The sequence below is a fragment of the Bacteroidota bacterium genome (genome assembly GCA_016194975.1).
In the GTDB taxonomy this organism is placed as follows: Bacteria; Bacteroidota; Bacteroidia; order Palsa-965; family Palsa-965.
In genome coordinates this window covers 129,430-147,334 of the sequence record JACQAM010000003.1, presented here as the reverse complement: position 1 = coordinate 147,334, position 17,905 = coordinate 129,430, and the positions used below count along the sequence as shown (strand labels likewise).

13 protein-coding genes are annotated in these 17,905 nt (G+C 43.2%); 3 read left to right on the top strand and 10 right to left on the bottom strand.

The features are described from left to right. Positions 1-7: 7 nt before the first annotated feature. The 3 genes from HY064_01305 to HY064_01295 all read right to left on the bottom strand — a co-directional run bounded on the left by HY064_01305 (position 8) and on the right by HY064_01295 (position 5,418). The gene (locus tag HY064_01305) at positions 8-1,237 is read right to left on the bottom strand and encodes a hypothetical protein (GenBank protein MBI3509271.1); all 1,230 of its coding nucleotides are present in this window, start codon (positions 1,235-1,237) and stop codon (positions 8-10) included. Between the two features lie 43 nt (positions 1,238-1,280). Continuing rightward, positions 1,281-3,035, bottom strand: coding sequence for a carbamoyl transferase (locus HY064_01300; GenBank protein MBI3509270.1), 1,755 nt, complete (start codon positions 3,033-3,035; stop codon positions 1,281-1,283). Positions 3,036-3,123: 88 nt separating this feature from the next. Continuing rightward, positions 3,124-5,418: a tetratricopeptide repeat protein gene (locus HY064_01295; GenBank protein ID MBI3509269.1), complete on the bottom strand. Its 2,295-nt coding sequence runs from the start codon at positions 5,416-5,418 to the stop codon at positions 3,124-3,126. A 271-nt stretch (positions 5,419-5,689) separates the two neighbouring features. Here HY064_01295 and tatC point away from each other — a divergent pair, with 271 nt between their 5' ends. From tatC to lptB, 3 genes are all read left to right on the top strand, one after another. Further along, entirely contained in the window at positions 5,690-6,523 is an 834-nt protein-coding gene (tatC, locus tag HY064_01290) for a twin-arginine translocase subunit TatC (protein MBI3509268.1), read from the top strand. Positions 6,524-6,676: 153 nt separating this feature from the next. Beyond that, entirely contained in the window at positions 6,677-9,133 is a 2,457-nt protein-coding gene (locus HY064_01285) for a carboxypeptidase-like regulatory domain-containing protein (protein MBI3509267.1), read from the top strand. Positions 9,134-9,344: 211 nt separating this feature from the next. After that, the gene (gene lptB / locus HY064_01280; protein ID MBI3509266.1) at positions 9,345-10,073 is read left to right on the top strand and encodes an LPS export ABC transporter ATP-binding protein; all 729 of its coding nucleotides are present in this window, start codon (positions 9,345-9,347) and stop codon (positions 10,071-10,073) included. A 235-nt stretch (positions 10,074-10,308) separates the two neighbouring features. Here the strand turns inward: lptB and HY064_01275 are convergent, their stop codons facing one another. The 7 genes from HY064_01275 to HY064_01245 form a co-directional block, all read right to left on the bottom strand. Next, on the bottom strand, positions 10,309-11,058 hold the full coding sequence (locus tag HY064_01275; protein ID MBI3509265.1) for a hypothetical protein: 750 nt from the start codon (positions 11,056-11,058) through the stop codon (positions 10,309-10,311). Positions 11,059-11,432: 374 nt separating this feature from the next. Beyond that, a complete protein-coding gene (locus HY064_01270) occupies positions 11,433-13,595 on the bottom strand; it encodes a thioredoxin family protein (protein MBI3509264.1) in 2,163 nt (720 codons plus the stop codon). A 99-nt stretch (positions 13,596-13,694) separates the two neighbouring features. After that, positions 13,695-14,168 (bottom strand): hypothetical protein, encoded by a 474-nt coding sequence (locus HY064_01265; GenBank protein MBI3509263.1) that lies wholly within the window; start codon positions 14,166-14,168, stop codon positions 13,695-13,697. A gap of 141 nt (positions 14,169-14,309) precedes the next feature. Next, complete coding sequence (locus tag HY064_01260; GenBank protein MBI3509262.1) at positions 14,310-14,603, bottom strand: hypothetical protein; 294 nt, start codon at positions 14,601-14,603, stop codon at positions 14,310-14,312. 182 nt (positions 14,604-14,785) lie between these two features. Continuing rightward, positions 14,786-15,316 carry a hypothetical protein gene (locus tag HY064_01255; protein MBI3509261.1) on the bottom strand — a complete coding sequence of 177 codons (531 nt, stop codon included), beginning with the start codon at positions 15,314-15,316 and terminating at the stop codon, positions 14,786-14,788. Then, positions 15,316-16,536 (bottom strand): tRNA lysidine(34) synthetase TilS, encoded by a 1,221-nt coding sequence (gene tilS, locus HY064_01250; GenBank protein MBI3509260.1) that lies wholly within the window; start codon positions 16,534-16,536, stop codon positions 15,316-15,318. Before tilS ends, HY064_01255 begins: the two co-directional genes overlap by 1 nt. Before the next feature lie 77 nt (positions 16,537-16,613). Beyond that, entirely contained in the window at positions 16,614-17,822 is a 1,209-nt protein-coding gene (locus tag HY064_01245) for an anthranilate synthase component I family protein (GenBank protein MBI3509259.1), read from the bottom strand. Positions 17,823-17,905 lie beyond the last annotated feature (83 nt).

Below are 17,905 nucleotides of genomic sequence, written 5' to 3'. Positions count from 1 at the left end.
AAATCTTTCATCGTTCGATCGCGAGATTCTTCAGCACAAAAATATTATCATCAACATTTTCGAGTGAAAGATTATAGAATCCTGCCCGCAGTTCGGCAACACTGATCGTCATTTCAGTTCCCTTCATTCCGAAAGAAGCGATCATATTTCCTCTCGCATCAAAAATAGTAATCGTACTTTCTGTATTCGCATTTCCTGTTCTGGTTATTTTCAGCGAATCCTTTTTCGGAGAAAGTGAAAGCAGAATATCATTATCCGCAAGAAGCATTTGTGTTCCTTTCGCCGTATCATTTTTTGTGAGCACGTTTTGTTTTGGTTTCGCAAGATGTTTGTAAACCATGATCTCAGTTCCTAGATCATCCACTTGATTTGTTTTCCTGTTCCATGTAAATTTTTCGATCCGGATATTGTCTCCATATTCATCGTAATAATATTTCCGCGTTTCATTTCCATACAATGCAATAGATGAGTCAGGGTAAATTCCGCAAACTAATTTCTCAACTCTTCCTTTAGGATCATAATATCTCGTGGTGAATCCTTCATCATGCCAGCCGATGCCTCCATAATTCAGATCAGATTCATGAACGGTTATTGAATTGCTGGCAGAATCAAAAGTTGTAGTGATCTTTTCTACTGCTGTCCATCCGTTGTTTTCCCATTTATAAGTTGTCTTCGGATCCCACGGATTGAAAGTTTTACCAAGTCCCTTCCCGGTTTTTGTGTACTGTCTGTCTTCCCATTCGGATTTATCACTGTACCAAACCTTCATCGTATCACACAGAATAGTTCCTGAACTATCGACGAGATAAAAATCGGAGTAATCTTTTTTCCATGATTGCGTGTCCTTATCCCAGAGCGAGTAAGTGCTTTCGGATAAAAAACCATTCCGGTTATAAAAATTTTCAAGCCGCCCTTCCGGGATCATGCCTGTTGTTCCATTATAATCGCGGTAATGGATTTTCAAAGATTGTTTCCCGGTCGAATTGTAAGAATAATTGTCAATGGCAAATTGAATCCACGCTCCCGTTTTTGGATCCTGTTTTTTTGTAGTCTCCGTTGTTTTTCTTCCGAGAGAATCGTATTCGTTCTCATAGGAAAAAGCAGCTTCCCACCATTGCTGGTAGTCGGCGGGCTTAACGTAAGTTTTTTTAATGAGTAAAGATTGTGCAGAAAAATTCCCGCCTGCAAGGAAAGTGAAAAGTGTAACGAGAGAAGTGAGTATGAATTTATTGCGCATTATTATTTTTGAATCTAAAATCAAAAATCCATAATCAAAAATTTTAGTCCTTCGGTAAACTCTTTTCATCATTCATCTTCGCTACAATAAAATCTCCCATCACTAAATAATCCATATCCGCTGCTGCAAAACTTTTCACCGCATCTTCCGGCGATGCAACGATCGGTTCTCCTTTGATGTTGAATGAAGTGTTGAGCAATACAGAACAATCCGTTTCTTTTTTGAAAGCTTCGAGCAAGTTTCTTAATTGCGGATTTTCATTTTCATTCACCGTTTGTATGCGCACGCTGTGATCCACGTGCGTGATCGCCGGCATTTTTCCGAGATATTCTTTTTTTACATTGTAAACGAAAAGCATATACGGATTTGGAAAATCGTTGTCGAAATATTTCCCGCAATCTTCTTCGGGAACGATCGCAGCGAACGGACGGAATGCTTCGCGGAATTTGACGCGCGCGTTCACGATCGCTTTCATATCGGGATGAAGCGGAGAAGTGATGATGCTGCGGTTTCCCAATGCACGCGGACCGAATTCCATTCTGCCCTGGAACCAACCGAGAATTTTATTTTCAGAAAGTTTTTTCGCTGCAAATTCATTGAATCGTGATGAGCGAACAAAAGGTAAACCGGAATTTTTTATTGCACGCTCGTATTCTTCGCTGGAATATTCCGGCCCGAGAAAAGCCGTCTTCATGATCCACTTTCTCTTCCGGTTAAATTCCCGGTGATTCAAAAGCAACGCAGCTCCCATTGCTGTTCCTGAATCGCCGGCTGCAGGTTGAATGAAAATATTTTTAAAAAGATTTTCTTTTGCGATCAGTCCGTTTGTAACACTGTTCAGCGCAACACCGCCGGCCATGCAGAGATTTTCGGAATTTGTTTTTTTCTTCAGCGTGCGCACCATGTGCAGAATTACATCTTCCACAATATGCTGCGCTGCTGCGGCAACATTCAGTTCATGATCGCTCCAATCAGCGCCTTTATCTTTCGACGGACCGAAAGCATCGGTGAATTTTTTTGTCACTCCTGTTTTTCTCGTGTAATGATAACTCAGGTACGACATGTTGAATTTAAATCCGCCGTCGCCGGTAAGTTTTATGATCTCGCGCATTTTTTTGTACACGTCAGTATCCGGATTTCCGTATGAAGCAAGCCCCATTAATTTTCCGGGGCCTTCGATGAGTTTGAATCCGAGATGGCGTGACACTGCCTGGTAAAATGCGCCGAGTGAATAAGGTGTGTTCACTCCACCAATACGCGTGATGGAATTTCCTTTTCCGTGCGCGAGCATACTCGTCGTCCACTCGCCCGCGCCGTCTATTGTGAGAATGGCTGCGTCTTCGAATGGAGTAGGATAGAAGCAACTTGCGGCGTGACAGAAATGATGTTCGAGTAAATGAAATTTGAATTTTGCCGGACGCTCCGTCGGAAACATTTTTCTCAGCGTCTCCGGAAGTTTTTTCATATCCTTCAGATAATTCAGCATGCCGAGATTTTCCTCGACAGAAAAAGTTTTTTGTTCGCGGAGAAGCGTGGGGACTTTGTGCCAGTATTTCAGAAGGTAAACGGGAATTTTAGAATAAGAGATCGAGGGCTTCCAGAAAAATCCGATGTGATCAATATCGGCGAGCGTGAGATTCGCGTGCGCGAGACAGGCGCGTATGGCGTGCTCAGGAATTCCGCCGAAATGTTTTTTCCGGTTCAACCGCTCTTCTTCCACGGCAAAAACAACTTCATCATTCACCACCAGCACCGCTGCAGAATCGTGACCGTAACAATTGAAACCGAGAATATTCACTGTGGTTGGTTATTGGGTTATTGAGTTAATGAAGTTTGAAAAAACCACTCACCAATTAATATTATTTTGTCCATTTTAAATTAGCACATTATTTCGCGCCCGCTTTTCCTTTTTGTGCTTCCGCTAAATTATTTTTCGCAAGTATATTATCCGGTGCAAGCGCCACTGCTTTTTCTCCTGCCGCGATCGCTTTGTCCCATTCTTTCAGTTGATTTTCCGATGCGCATATATTCGTGTAAGCATCATAATTTTTCGGATTGATCTTCAACGCTTCATTGGCCGCATCGATCGCTTTGTGATAAATTCCGGATTCATACCAGGTAGTGCTGGTGATCAACCACTGAGAATCGGAATGCATTTTCACCGCTTTGCTTATCAATGAATCAAATTTCATCTGGCTGGTTTTTGCAACAAGAAGATTGGCGTGTACTCTTTGGTTTTTCGGATCTTTCAGCAGTGCTTTTTCACCGGCAGCAACTGCTTTATCCCACTCGCCGAGTTTATTGTAAGCAGCGCAGATATTATTATAAGCAAGTGCATAATTGCTATCGATCTTCGCGGCTTGCAACGCGGCGTCTGCACTTTCCTGGTAACGCGCTGCATTGTAATACTGCAAACTCAGGTTCACATAATTATCTGCAGTCGGATTATTTTTCGCAAGAAGTTCTGCAGAAATTATGGGTGTAGCATTGTTTGAATTAACAGGCGTTACATTCTGCAGCGTTGCGAGAAAGGTGTTAATCCCATCGTGTTGCGGACTCACCTTATGTCCGAGATTAAAAAGACGCATTGCTTCTGCATCTCTGCCGCGTGACACGAGGAATTTTCCGTACCAATAATAACATTCCGGGTTCAGTGTATCCTGGTGCAAAGCGAATTTGTAATGAAATTCCGCTTCTGAATCAAAACCCTCTCTTGCTTTTGCAATTGCCAGATTGATGTGGAGGTAAGAATAGTAAGGATAGAATTCCAATCCTTTATTAAAACAAATAATTGCACTGTCGAGTTTTATTTTCGACGTGTCGCCCATCAGTGCGATCCCGTACTGCATCCACCCACGCCCGTTACCCGGACTTTTTTCTGTCACATCTTTCCAGAGTGAATTCGGCGATTGCCAGATAATATTCCGGCGATGCGTTCCTATGGCGTGTGCAACGAGAACAATTCCTGTGAACGCGATGAGTAATTGTTTTACAATTTTAGTTTTCTGAAATTCTTTTGCTTTCTCAAGAAGCAGTGCAGCGCAACAAACCACCACAATTACCAAACCGATGTAAGCGAAGAACGGCCGATGATCATTGAGCACTTCGGCGAGCGGAAAAACAGAAGAGGTAGGAGCGAGTGCAAGAAAGAACCAAAGGATTCCGAAGGTGATCGGTTTTGTGCGCTGATGTTTCGAGCATTTCCACGCGAGTAAAAATAAAAGCAGGATCACAGCGGCACCTGCCATCACGCGATCATCCGTAAAACTATTCACCGGGCCCCAGTCGGTATCGGCACTGAGTTTCAGGGGAAGAATGAAATTATTAATGTAATGTACAATGACGAAAGCCTGCGTTGCGAGATAGTAATACCATTCACCGCCACCCGGTTTCCAATTGGGAGGAGTCATGGATCGCGACAGAAGAAATAATATTGCCCCGAGTGCAAATGCCATGAAGAGATGAAATGTATTCGGTTTCTTTTTCCATCCTTCGCCAAAAAGCCAGATCCAAACCAACAACATCGGTGCGAACATAATGGTCGGCTCCTTCACAAAAAATCCGATGAAGACGGGAATGAGAAATAATAATTTTTTTCCGGCCATTTCGGAATAGAAATACAAATTGAATGCGGCAAGAACTGCCATCGTGGAAAAAGAATCGTCGCGGGAAATAATATAGTTGATGGTTTCTGCATTCGCGGTGTGCAGCATAAAAAACCCGGTTCCCGCGAGCGCAAGCCAGTGCGCATAATTTATTTCAGGAAAACTTATTCTGAAAATGTGAAGAAGAAATCCGAAAAATAAAAATCCAAGAACGACATACGTGATAAAAATATCGATGTGAAATATTTTTGCATTCGGAGTTCCTCCGCTCAGTTTTGTGTCAATGGCATTGAGCGTGGTAAGCCCGGGCCGGTACGCCTGATTCGCAGGAAGCGTGCTGAAGGTAGATGCGTCAGTGAAAAAACGGGGAATATTACTCAGGTGGCGGATCGCAGTGTTGTTCTCGATCGTATGTGCATCGTCGAAATAAAACGGATTATTGAAATGATTGCTGTAACTCCAGATGAGAAGCAACAGAACAATTAGCGAGCTGATGAGGAAGGCGGGCTGTTTGTGAAGCTTCAGTTCCGGCCCCACATTTTTTTTTGTCGTTGCAGTACGGCGAACCGTTTTCATAAGTAACGAAGATAGGAAAGAGTTAGGAGTGATGAGTTGTGGGTTATTGGTTGGTAGTGGGTCAGTTTGAAAATTCTTAGCGCCTTAGCGTCTTTGCGGTTTAATAAAAGAACGGTTTAGGAACCGCCCTTCAATTCTTCAGGGCAAGCTCCGGCGTGAAGTTGAATCGGAAAAGAGCAAACTGAGCCACTACCTATTGGTTAGAAATGGTTAATACGAAATTCCAAATTCTCATAACTCAGTACTCAATACGTATCTTTGCCGGCTCACAATGGGATTATTTTCATCCAGCAGCGGCGATAAAAAAAAACAGGGCGAGATGTCTTTTCTCGGCCACCTGAATGCATTGCGCTGGCACCTGGTGCGGTCGGCTGCGGTGATCGTGGTCTTAGCCGGTGTTGCATTCTGTTTTCCTGAAATTCTTTTCGGAAAAATAATTCTCGGCCCGAAGGATCCGAATTTTTTCACTTACACTTTTCTCTGTGATCTTTCTCACAAATGGGGGATGGGAGAGTCGCTTTGCTTCAAGGATTTCAATTTTAAATTTCAGAATATAGAGGTCACCGGGCAATTCACACTCGCCATGTGGGGCTCATTCGTTGCCGGATTAGTGGTGGGATTTCCATATTTGCTCTGGGAATTATGGCGATTCATTAAACCTGCGCTGAAACAAAAAGAAGTGAAAGCTGCAAAAGGATTCATCGTCTATGCAAGCGCACTTTTTCTCACCGGGATTCTTTTCGGTTATTACATCGTTACGCCAATGGCAATTTATTTTCTCGGGAATTACCAGGTAGATCCTTCCATCAAAAATAATTTTACGATCGACTCTTACATTTCTGTCGTCACCACACTCGTGTTGCTGATGGGACTTGTTTTCGAATTACCGATCATCATTTATTTTCTTGCGAAACTCGGGATCATCACGGCAGCATTCATGCGCAAATACAGGAAACACGCACTTATAGTTATTCTCATTGTAGCAGCGGTCATCACACCCACCACAGATATTTTCACACAAATGCTTGTAGCCGTTCCGCTGTACATGCTTTTCGAAGTGAGCATTTTTGTTGCGAAACGAGTGGAGAAGAAGAGAGTTGTTTAGATCGGGGACAATGAATTTTAAACAGGATCTGGAAAATATTCTTAATTACACTGTAAACTTCTTTCGCTTTCCTGCGTCTATTAATACCGGCAGGCGCCTGTTTTTCTGAAAAAGATTTTAATTCTTACTTTCGTAAAGAGCCAATAAATTACAATGCGCATTCGACTTCCGCTATTCATCTTCCTTACTTCGGTTCTGAATGTTTTCTCTCAAACCACCCATATTACGGGGAAGGTTTATAATTCTGCTACCAATGAGCCGATGCCTTTCGTGAATATCATTGCGGTTGGAACTTCGCAGGGAACAGTGAGCGATATTGATGGAAATTACGAGATCGACATTATCGGAAAAATAGATTCCATTCGCGGCGTGTACGTAGGTTACAACCAAACCACGCTGAAAGTGAAAGAGGGGCAAACGCAGATCATCAATATCCCGATGGCCTCTTTCGATGTGGAGCGTGAACCGGTGGTAATTCTTCCCGGCGAAAATCCGGCGATCACTATTCTCAAACAGGTGTGGAAGAATGAAGATGTGAATGATAAACGCTATGTCGATTTCTACCAGTACGAAGTGTATAACAAACTGGAATTTGATCTCAATGATATTTCTCCTGAAATGCAGCAGCGCAAAGTGATGAAACCGGTGCAGTTTATTTTCAATAATATCGATTCCACCAACCCGAGTGAGAAACCACATCTGCCTTTGTTCTTTTCTGAATCGGTTTCCGATTTTTATTATCGCGCAAATCCGCGTACACAGAAAGAAGTGATTCTCGGATCGAAGGTGAGCGGACTCGACAACGCAAGTGTATCGCAGTTCACCGGCGACATGTACCAGAACGTGGACGTTTATAAAAATAATTTACTGGTATTCGGAAAAACATTTGAGAGCCCCATTTCTACCAATGGAGAATTGTATTACAAATATTATCTCGTCGACAGTATGACCATCGACGGGCACTGGTGCCACCAGATCGCTTTCAAACCACGAAGAAAACAGGAAGCAACTTTTGTGGGCAACGTGTGGATCGCAGATACTTCATTTGCGGTGAAGCGTGTGGAGATGAATATTTCTGCCGACGCCAATATCAACTACATCCGGAGTTTTTATGTGATCCAGGAATTCGATAATGCTTCCGGAGCGTGGATGATGACGAAAGAAAGAGTGATCGGCGATTTCGAGATCGTGGGAAGAAAAGAAGGTTTGTACGGAAGAAAAACAACTTCGTACAAAAATATTGTCGTGAACAAACCGATGGACGATGCTTTTTACCAGCGCACCGATAATCTCATCGTAACAAATGGCGCCGATAACAGGAACGATTCTTTCTGGGTGGCCATGCGTCACGACACGCTGAACAAACAGGAACAGGGAATTTATACGATGGTCGATTCGGTGCAGAAACTTCCGATCTATCATACGTGGGAACAGGTGGTGCTTACTGCATACACCGGTTACAAAACTTTAGGCCCCGTGGAATATGGGCCGTGGTACAAAACTTTAAGTTTTAATCCCATCGAAGGTGCGCGCCTGCGTGTGGGTGGGCGCACGAGTAATAATTTTTCGAAGTGGTATGAACTCAGCGGGTATGCAGCTTACGGAACAAAAGATCAGCAATTCAAATACGGCGCAGGATTTAAAACATTCATTACAAAAACGCCGCACCGGCAACTGACCGGTGTGAATTATAAAAATGACAATGAAATTCTCGGGCTCAGTAATAATCAATTCACGAGTGATAATATTCTCGCTACAATTTTCCGCCGCACACCGTTCAGCAATTTCACGCACGTAGAACAATTGGAAGTGTGGTATGAACGCGATTGGTTTTTAGGATTCACTACGCGGTTTTCTGTCATCAACAGGAACATGTATCCCATTGGAGGATTAACGTATCAGCATCTCAACGCCGATAATTCCATTACGAGCATTCAGCGCATTTCTTCGAGTGAAGCGCAATTGAATATCCGTTTTGCGTTCAATGAAAAATATGTGCAGGCAGTTTTCTCGCGCGTGAGCGTAGGAACAAAATGGCCGATCGTTCAATTCAATTATACCGAAGGAATAAAAGGAGTTTTCATGAGTGATTATGCATATCACAGGATGAGCATCAACATCGATGACCGTTTGCGGTTCGGGCCATTCGGTTATCTCAATTATATTCTTGAAGCCGGAAAAACGTGGGGACTTGTTCCTTATCCGCTCATGGTGCTGCATCCGGGAAATGAAACGTACGTGTATGACTGGTCGGCGTTCAACATGATGAGTTATTATGAATTTGTGAGTGATCAGTACGCGCAAGCCACATTCATTCACCACTTCGATGGCTTTTTTCTGAATCACATTCCGCTCATGAGAAAACTGAAATGGAGAGAAGTTGCTTCGTTCAAATGGCTCATAGGAAGTGTGAATGAAAAAAACCGGGCAGAGATGATCTTCCCTGCGAATCTTCATTCACTCAGCCGCGGCCCGTACATGGAAGCAGGAGCGGGAATCGAAAACATTTTTAAATTTTTCCGTGTTGATGTTTTCTGGAGATTGAGTTATCTCGATAATGTGAATGCAAAACCGGTGGGAGTGAGGATATCGATGCAGGTGCTTTTTTAGGGAGTACGAAAAACGAAAAGTTTACTAAAAGTTACGAAATACGAATGCGTACTGAATTCGAAACGTGCGGTGGTCATTGCGATCCCGATTTTAATCGGGAGAAGCAATCTTGCGCGAGGCAATTTCGTATTCATCTGCATTTCGTAACTTTTTCCCGAATTAATTCGGGATTTAGTATTTCGTACTCCGCCCTTACATAATTTAGTAGCGTATGATACTCGGAGCAGAAAATATTGTAAAGAAATACAAGAAGCGAACTGTCGTTGATGGCGTTTCGGTGAATGTGAAGCAGGGCGAGATCGTGGGATTACTCGGGCCGAATGGCGCAGGAAAAACTACTTCGTTCTACATGATTGTGGGAATGATAAAACCGAACGCAGGAAAAATTTATCTCGACGAAAAAGAAATTACCAATGAGCCCATGTACAAGCGTGCGCAGCTGGGCGTGGGCTACCTCGCGCAGGAACCATCGGTGTTCCGGAAACTTTCGGTGGAAGATAATATCAGGGCGGTGCTTGAATTGACAAAACTTCCGAAGCAGGAACAGAAAGATAAACTCGAACAGTTGTTGCATGAATTCGGATTGGAACACATCCGTACAAATTTGGGCGATTCACTTTCCGGTGGAGAACGCCGCCGCACGGAGATCGCACGCTGTCTCGCCACCAGCCCGAATTTTATTTTACTCGATGAACCTTTTGCCGGTGTCGATCCTATTGCCGTAGAAGATATTCAGGAAGTGGTGAGTAATCTGAAGAAAAAAAATATTGGTATTCTCATTACCGATCATAACGTGCACGAAACACTTTCCATCACCGATCGTGCGTATCTTTTATTTGAAGGAAAAATTTTAAAAGCCGGAACCGCAGAAGAATTGGCGAATGACGAACAGGTGAGAAGAGTTTACCTGGGAAAGAATTTTGTGCTGCGTACTCCGTAAATGTTCAGCGCCAGTAAAAAATATTTTTTTCATTCGATTCTATAACCCACTGTCTCGTGAAAGGAATCGTCGCCGCTTTATTTTTTTATTTGGTTTTCCTCAACATTAGCAAAGCACAAACTAATCTTGTCCCAAACAGCTGTAAGATGTACTTGGTCGATGGGATACTTAGCACGAGCTTGATTTTTTGTCAAGGGAGATAAAGAAAAAATAAATTGCCTCGGAACGATAAAAGTTAGTTCACTTTTTCCCAAAGCAGGCTTCCAGGAGGAATGACTGACTTAAGTTCAGAATATGGAATTGTCATCCAAAAATCCGATTGCCCATCAAGTGATTCATGAATTGTTATCGGATCAATGAGAAATGAAATCGCGGTGTCTTCGAGTACAAAATCATTATTCGTATAATAACCTGCTGCTTCGAAAAGGATTGTACCTGAAGGTTTGAATCCAAGACTTTCCTCAAGGTAACCTTGCCGTGCTTTTGTCGCAATTACCTTTGCCCATGCAGAATCCCTATTGTTGAAAATATTTTTCAACGTTAGCGGTTTACCGGTATTCAAATCAATTGTTCTGAAATCATAACTGTGAAATGAATGTGGAGCGCAAAAAGCAGTTCCTGTTTTTTCTATTGAATAAGAAATGCAATAAGGCGTTAATAATCCGGGAGTAATTCTGAACGCAAAATCTTCTTCCGAACTCCGACAATCTTCATAATTGGAATATAATTTATCAGCCTCTTGAGTCAATGATTTCCTGGTTTGTGTGGCCTCAGCAAGAAACTCAGCATTTCTAATTCTCTCAAGAGAATCCATATCCATTCCGGAAAGAACAACATAGTCAATTGAAAGTTTACAGCTTGGGGTATCGCTGGAATAATTCAAAGTGTGAATTTGAATAGTGTCTTTTTCTACCGATACCTTTTTATTAACTGGAAAATTGTTTTGGCAATTGATAAAGGCAAGAATCAATAGAAGAACGGGCATTGCCAATATCAACGCGGGTACTCTACGGAGTTTGTAATTACTCTTTCTCATATTACTTAAGCACACACCGAACTTAGTTGAAACTTTTTATAATTATGCCTTCGCCACGCATAACGAGGGCTTCGGAAGGATTAATTATGCCTTCGCCACGCATAACGATGCCTTCGGAACGCATAATTATGGCCTCGCCACGCATAACGAGGGCTTCGGAAGGCATAATTATGTACTCGCCACGCATAACGATGCCTTCGGAACGCATAATTATGCCTTCGCCACGCATCGCGAGGGCATCGGAAGGCATAATTATGTACTCGCCACGCATAACGAGGGCTTCGGAAGGAATGGTAACAGAAGGATGAAATTTAGACAGCCTCTTACCTCACCGAATCTTTCTCCGGCCGCTTCGCGAATTCAGCACTTCCCGATTTCAGATATTTTGCATACGGTTCTATCGGCGTATATCCGTAAGCAGAATCGGTCAGCATCTTTTCATTGTTATCAAGCAAAACATAAAGCGGCTGCGAATTCGATCCGTAACGATCAATCTGCATCTGGCTCCATTTATTTCCCCACGTTTTTATTTTGATGCCGTCTTTCGTGATGTATTGCTTGTCGGCAGGAAGAGGATCCTTATCATCACAATAAAGTGAAACCACCACGTAATCTTTTCTCAGTTGATTGAGCACAGTAGGATCAGGCCAAACAAAATCTTCCATTCTCCTGCAGTTCGCACAATTGTAACCCGTGAAATCTACGAAGAGCGGTTTCTTTTGTTTGCGCGCATACGCAAGCGCGAGATCATAATCGTGAAAACAACTCAGGTTCTGCGGACATTCATCTTTCAACATTCCCGGAACAACAGCAGTATCGGCAGCAGAAATATTACTTCCTCCACCGGAAAAGAATTTTGCATTCTCGCTGTAATAAGACGGTGGCAAAAGTCCGCTGAGCATGCGCACAGGCGCGCCGAATAATCCCGGGATCATGTAAACGACAAATGCAAAAGAAATAATGGAGAGTAAAGCCCGCGGAACAGAAACATGCGGAACATCTTCGTCGTGCGCAAATTTTATTTTTCCCATCAGGTAAAAACCAATGAGCGCGAAACAAACGATCCAGATGGAAAGAAAAATTTCGCGCGTTATTATTCCCCAATGGTAGGAGAGATCGATATTCGAAATGAATTTCATCGCTAACGCAAATTCCAGCAAACCGAAAACAACTTTCATCGAAGTCATCCAGCTTCCTGATTTCGGAAGTGATTTCAGCCACGTCGGAAACATCGCGAAGAGTGCGAATGGCAAGGCGAGTGCCAATGAAAATCCGAGCATCACATACAGCGGGCCCGTGAATCCTACTTTCAGCGCTTCAACAAGAGCGGTGCCAATGATGGGGCCGGTGCAGGAAAAAGAAACGAGCGCAAGTGTGAACGCCATGAAAAAAATTCCGATGAGTCCGCCTTGGTCTGCAGCTTTATCCGATCGGTTCACGAGCCACGAAGGCATATTTATTTCGAAGCCGCCAATAAAAGAAATTCCGAATAAAATAAATACAGCGAAGAAAACAAGATTCACAATGATGTTCGAAGAAAGTTGATTCAGTGTTTGCGCATCACCCGTTGCAAGTGTTACGATCAATCCGAGAATGACGTAAATGGCTACGATGGAAAATGCGTACATCATTCCATCGCGTATCGCCTGCTTCCTGTTCTTCGCGCGTTTGGTAAAAAAACTTACCGTCATTGGTATCATGGGTAAAACACAAGGCATGAAAAGTGCGATGAGTCCGCCGCCGAAACCACCGCCGAATGCCGGCCAGAATTCTGTTTTTTTCGGAGCAGGCGCTTTTGCAGTTGAACCGGGTTGAACTGTACAATTGGAATTTGAAGTGGTTCCTGTATTTGCAATTAATCCCGTACTTCCTGTTGCAGCAGAAATTCCTGTGCTTCCGGTTGCGCCAATATTTCCGGTTGCGTTTGCTGTTCCTGTTGAACCCGTGCTTCCCGTTGTTCCCGTTGCACCGGTACTTCCCGTTGCACCGCTCGCGCCGCATAATGTTGCATCCACATCAAATGAAAAAGCAGGACGCGGATAAAAATTAAAACAACCTCCGTCGTTGCAAACCATTCCGTCGATCTCGCCGGTGACTTTAAATTTTTTCGCATGAATAACGTGGATCTTCTGGCGGAATGTAGCAGAGTTCTCAAAATATTTTATGATCGCGCCGTCGAATGCAGGTTCTGCTTTTTCAATGGGTTTTGGTTCTGATGTTCTTCCCACGAATTTAAAATCGGCAGAATCGTTCCAGAGAAAAGCAGTAGGAAGCGGGCCTTCATCTTTAGGCGGGATCTGCGAATAAAGATGAAATCCTTTATCGAGTTTGCACGTGAAGACGAGAACGAAATTACAATCGTCAGTTTTTTCTGTGCTGTACGTCCAGGAATAATGCTGCGCTAATTTCTGCTGTGCGGAAATATTATTGCCGAACAAAAAGATCAGCGTAATGAAAAAAAGTTTCAGGAATTTATTCTTCGGCATTTTCATAAATAAATCGGTCGTGAAGTTTCCCAAAATTAAAGGGAATAAATTCACGACCGACTAAAAGTTAAAAGAGGTCAACTATTTGTGGGAATCCGATTACGGCATAACGGTGATGGTAAAATCCTCATCATCGGGCGGAAGAATTTCTCCGCTTCGTTCCAGCATATAATTGATCATGCATTTAATGGCGAATGCTTTATTCTCAGTGTAAGTGATATGTTGCACGTACTGCACTTTATTCTCAAGGCAACTTACATCCATTCCGAGATCGTCCTCATAGAAACTCACAGCATCACCGCTCTCCGCCGGTGCTCCAACTATTTTAAAAGTAGGATCGGGATCGAATTCAATATTGGCTCCGAGCGGCCCGTCCACTCCTGCCATTTTCTGAGAATACATTCTCCATCCACCCGGAATTTCTCCTGTGAAATGAATGTCGGCTTCTCCGTCGGCAGTGTGCATGACGTAAGCATTCCATTTTACTCTCACAGAATTTCCTGAACTGCGGAAGCCGAGAAAAAGCCCCGCGAGGGAGATAGCGATCACTACAGCCGAAAGCCGAGCGACCATAGGTCTTGTTTTCATGGTTTGTGTGTAAGTGTGCAATGTAAAATGCAGGTGTGTGGCTGCACCACTAATTCTAACTCAACTAAACGCTAAAAGCCATAGTTGGGTTACACTTTTAATAAGGAATTCGACGAAAAGGCATATTCAGGTTACAATTTCGGTGATCCTGTTTATAGGAATCACCATTCCTGACTTTAATACCACCCTTAACTCAGTTACAGCCCAAATAGTAGTTTCCACCATTTTGGGGCCTTCGGTGTCTACAAACAAAATCCTCACCTTGGAATGATCCACATTTCCGAGGACGAGTGCGCGCGATAATTCGTTTTTCCTGCGGATTATTTCGTCGGTAGAAGTGAGTACTTCAGAAGAAGGGAACCGCAGTTCACTTACCTGTTCCTTTTGAATAAGGACAGCATTGCCGTGTGTAGCGTTCATTGGCGGGAGATGTAACTGTTAGATCATGGGAGGGAATATCAGAGATGTTTACGAGAATAAAAGAATAAAGGTTGTATTAAAACACAAAATGGAACTTCGCACAGTTTTTCAAACGCCGATGAACAGGATTGGTAACAGTTAATGAAAATGAAATGAACGGCTTTTGAACATTTCATCGGTTATCACGTAACCGGTTTATTTATTGCCGCAAGAAATTCCTCCGGCCGTTGCGTGCCTATGCGGTAAATAAGTCCGTCGCGCGTGGTGAGTTCTACCGCTTCATTTCCGTACGTATAAAAACGAACTCTTCCTTTTGAATGAAGATTGTAAACCGGACGATTAATAAAGGAAGGTTTGAATCGTACTTTTCTTGCAGAAACAATTCCGTTCAGATCAATGCGCACTTTCCGCGAGGTCCATATTCCATCAATGATCACTGCTTTGGCGGTAATGTGCGTTTTCATGTGAATGATAAAAAGCAGAATGGCCGAGAGCGCAAGAATGCAGATGCCGAGCACAAAAAAAAGTTGCCCGGAGTGATCTCTTCCCGGGTAACTTCCCAACCGGAAAAGTTCGAAGTTCACCGGCTTCGGATTTTCTGACCAGTAATAAGCGACGAAACAAAAAACAGAAAACAGTAATCGCCGCACAATGGAATGACGGTTCAATCCGTGAAACTGCCGCTCTTCGAAAAGTTTTTTTTCCGTTTCCATTATTTGAACGAGATCTTCATGACTCGTTTCGTTTCAGGCGTGATGCGGAATTTATCGGCTATCCTGTATCCGGGTATCCACACCAGCTCATCGCCGCTCAGCACCACGAAAAGTTCTTTTTTTTCGTGAGCCGGCAACTTTAATTCATTAAGAATATCACTTACTTTTTTTCTTCCCTTCATTCCGTATGGCGTCATCGAATCGCCACTTTGCCAGTTACGGTGAGAAATATTTCCCAGTCGGTCCGCATCCACGAAAGCGCAAGTGGGTACAAGATCGCTGCGTGTGGGAAAGGAGGAGAGTTCAATGATCAGTTGTGGTTTCGCTTTTGTTTGTTCGCGGCTTCCTATCCAGAAATTATCGCGATCACGATTGATGAAATGATTCTTCGTTGTGATCGTGAACGAACTTCTTCCACTGATCACATTATCTTTTACCATTCCTGCCTGTGAACCGTTGAATCCGAGTTTTCGAAGCCATTGAGAGAAAAAGGTCATACCCGCTTTGTCGGTAATACTTTTCAAAGAGATCAGTTGCATTCCGTTCGCAGTACTGATCTTGTCATTTACCCATTGATTCATAGCCAGCGTGATCAGTTGCTCGGATTCATTCAATCTTCTCATCGAGGAGATCATTCCCTTTCGCCCTTGCGGAACATGTTTTGACAGCTCACCAAGAAATCGGTTTCGAATGATGTTGCGGGTATATTTATCCTCCTGGTTGCTGCTGTCTTCTCTCCATTTCAACTTATTCTTTTTTGCATAAGCGAGAATATCGTTCCTGGAATAATTCAGTAGCGGACGAATGATCTTACCCGACTTCGTACGCATGCCTGTCAATCCTCTGATGCCTGTTCCCCGAATGAAATTGAGTAAAACAGTTTCAATATTATCGTCCTGCTGATGGGCTGTGGCGATGTGCCGTATTCTTTCTTTTCCGGCGATTTCATTAAAGAATGTGTACCGGAGATCGCGCGCTTTCTCCTGCAGATTAGAATCTTTTTTTGTGATCTCTTTCTTCATGCATTTCTTCACGTGAAATCTTATTTCCAGTTTCGAGGCAAAATCTTTAACGAATTTTTCATCGCCATCTGATTCCTTACCACGCAGGCCGTAATTGACATGGGCAATTTCGAAGGGAATTTCAAGCGAATGAAACAAATGTGCAAGCACAATGGAATCAACTCCGCCGCTCACGGCCAGAAGAATTTTTTCGTTCATCCTGTAATTGCAGGAGACGAGTAACCCCGAGAAAAAAATTTTCTTATCTATCACAGATCAAAGTTAGTGATGTCACTTCATTCAGGCACCGCGTTCAATACTTTAAGCAATGGAGCCACCTTCACCATACATTCCTCGTATTCTTTTTCTGCATCGCAATTTGCGGTGATCGCACTGCCGGCTTTTATCGAGAGGAAACCGGTAGCTGCATTGTACTCGATGCTCCTGATCACGACATTGAAATCAAAATTTCCCTGTGGATCCAGGTATCCCACGCTGCCGGAAAATATTCCGCGCGAAAAATTTTCAGTTTCACCAATGAGTTTCATCGCACTGATCTTCGGCGCGCCGGTCATAGATCCCATCGGGAACGATGCGCGCATGAGTTCGCGGAAACCGGTGCCGTGTTTCAGTTCTGCGCTAACCGTGGAGATCATCTGGTGAACGGAAGGAAAAGAATACAAGCCGAAAAGTTCATCCACTTTCACTGAACCCTTTTCTGCAATACGTGAAAGATCATTTCTTACAAGATCTACGATCATCACATTCTCACTTTTTTCTTTGGGATCATTTTTCAGTTCGCTCAATAAAAGCAAATCGTCACGATCATTTTTTCCGCGCGGTCGAGTTCCTTTTATCGGTTGGGAAATAATATGATCTCCGTTTTTCCGCAGAAATCTTTCCGGGCTTGCACACAACAACCACGAACTTCCTTTTTTGTAAAGCGCGGAGAACGGAGCTTTTGTTTCTGCATAAAGCCGCGAAAAAGTCCGTACCGGATCAATGTGTATTTTCTCAGCGAAAAATTCAATGCAATAATTGATCTCATAAATATTCCCGAGATGAATATGCTGCTTAAGCTTTCTTACATTTTCCAGGTACTCTGCTTTCGTGGTGCGCGAATGAAGAAAGATTTTTTCGGGCGGAGTTTCGTTTTTTCCGCCTGGGAAAACAGCATCGCGGTGAATCTGTTGAATGTTTGCAGAGTTGAAAAATGAAATGCAACCGAATCCCGAATGATCAGGGAAATTTGTACAGAGATCTTCAAATTCATTTTTAAGATCGTAACCCAAATGGCCGAAGCACCATTTCTCTTCGCTGTTTTTTTCCGGAAATCCCGGGAGATCATCTGAAGAATCATCTGCTCCACAAAATATCCAGTGATCATTCCCCGTAAATCCCGGGGCAAGAGCAATCGTATTTTCTTTTAAAAAAAATAATTCCGGTGAAGGATCAGAAACATCCAAAACAAGATGCAAATTTTTTTCAGCAGAAGGGGTTTCCATTATCGGATGGCGCAAAACAGGACGACAAAGTTGTAAAACATTAGCAGCATTGAAACTTTATTCATGAATTTGCGTAATGTAAT

What these genes read in the sequence shown, in the direction of transcription:
- HY064_01305 (MBI3509271.1), bottom strand. Translation starts at nt 1,237, where the DNA reads ATGCGCAATAAATTCATACTCACTTCTCTCGTTACACTTTTCACTTTC.
- HY064_01295 (MBI3509269.1), bottom strand. Translation starts at nt 5,418, where the DNA reads ATGAAAACGGTTCGCCGTACTGCAACGACAAAAAAAAATGTGGGGCCG.
- tatC (MBI3509268.1), top strand. Translation starts at nt 5,690, where the DNA reads ATGGGATTATTTTCATCCAGCAGCGGCGATAAAAAAAAACAGGGCGAG.
- HY064_01285 (MBI3509267.1), top strand. Translation starts at nt 6,677, where the DNA reads ATGCGCATTCGACTTCCGCTATTCATCTTCCTTACTTCGGTTCTGAAT.
- lptB (MBI3509266.1), top strand. Translation starts at nt 9,345, where the DNA reads ATGATACTCGGAGCAGAAAATATTGTAAAGAAATACAAGAAGCGAACT.
- HY064_01275 (MBI3509265.1), bottom strand. Translation starts at nt 11,058, where the DNA reads ATGCCCGTTCTTCTATTGATTCTTGCCTTTATCAATTGCCAAAACAAT.
- HY064_01270 (MBI3509264.1), bottom strand. Translation starts at nt 13,595, where the DNA reads ATGCCGAAGAATAAATTCCTGAAACTTTTTTTCATTACGCTGATCTTT.
- HY064_01265 (MBI3509263.1), bottom strand. Translation starts at nt 14,168, where the DNA reads ATGGTCGCTCGGCTTTCGGCTGTAGTGATCGCTATCTCCCTCGCGGGG.
- HY064_01260 (MBI3509262.1), bottom strand. Translation starts at nt 14,603, where the DNA reads ATGAACGCTACACACGGCAATGCTGTCCTTATTCAAAAGGAACAGGTA.
- HY064_01255 (MBI3509261.1), bottom strand. Translation starts at nt 15,316, where the DNA reads ATGGAAACGGAAAAAAAACTTTTCGAAGAGCGGCAGTTTCACGGATTG.
- tilS (MBI3509260.1), bottom strand. Translation starts at nt 16,536, where the DNA reads ATGAACGAAAAAATTCTTCTGGCCGTGAGCGGCGGAGTTGATTCCATT.
- HY064_01245 (MBI3509259.1), bottom strand. Translation starts at nt 17,822, where the DNA reads ATGGAAACCCCTTCTGCTGAAAAAAATTTGCATCTTGTTTTGGATGTT.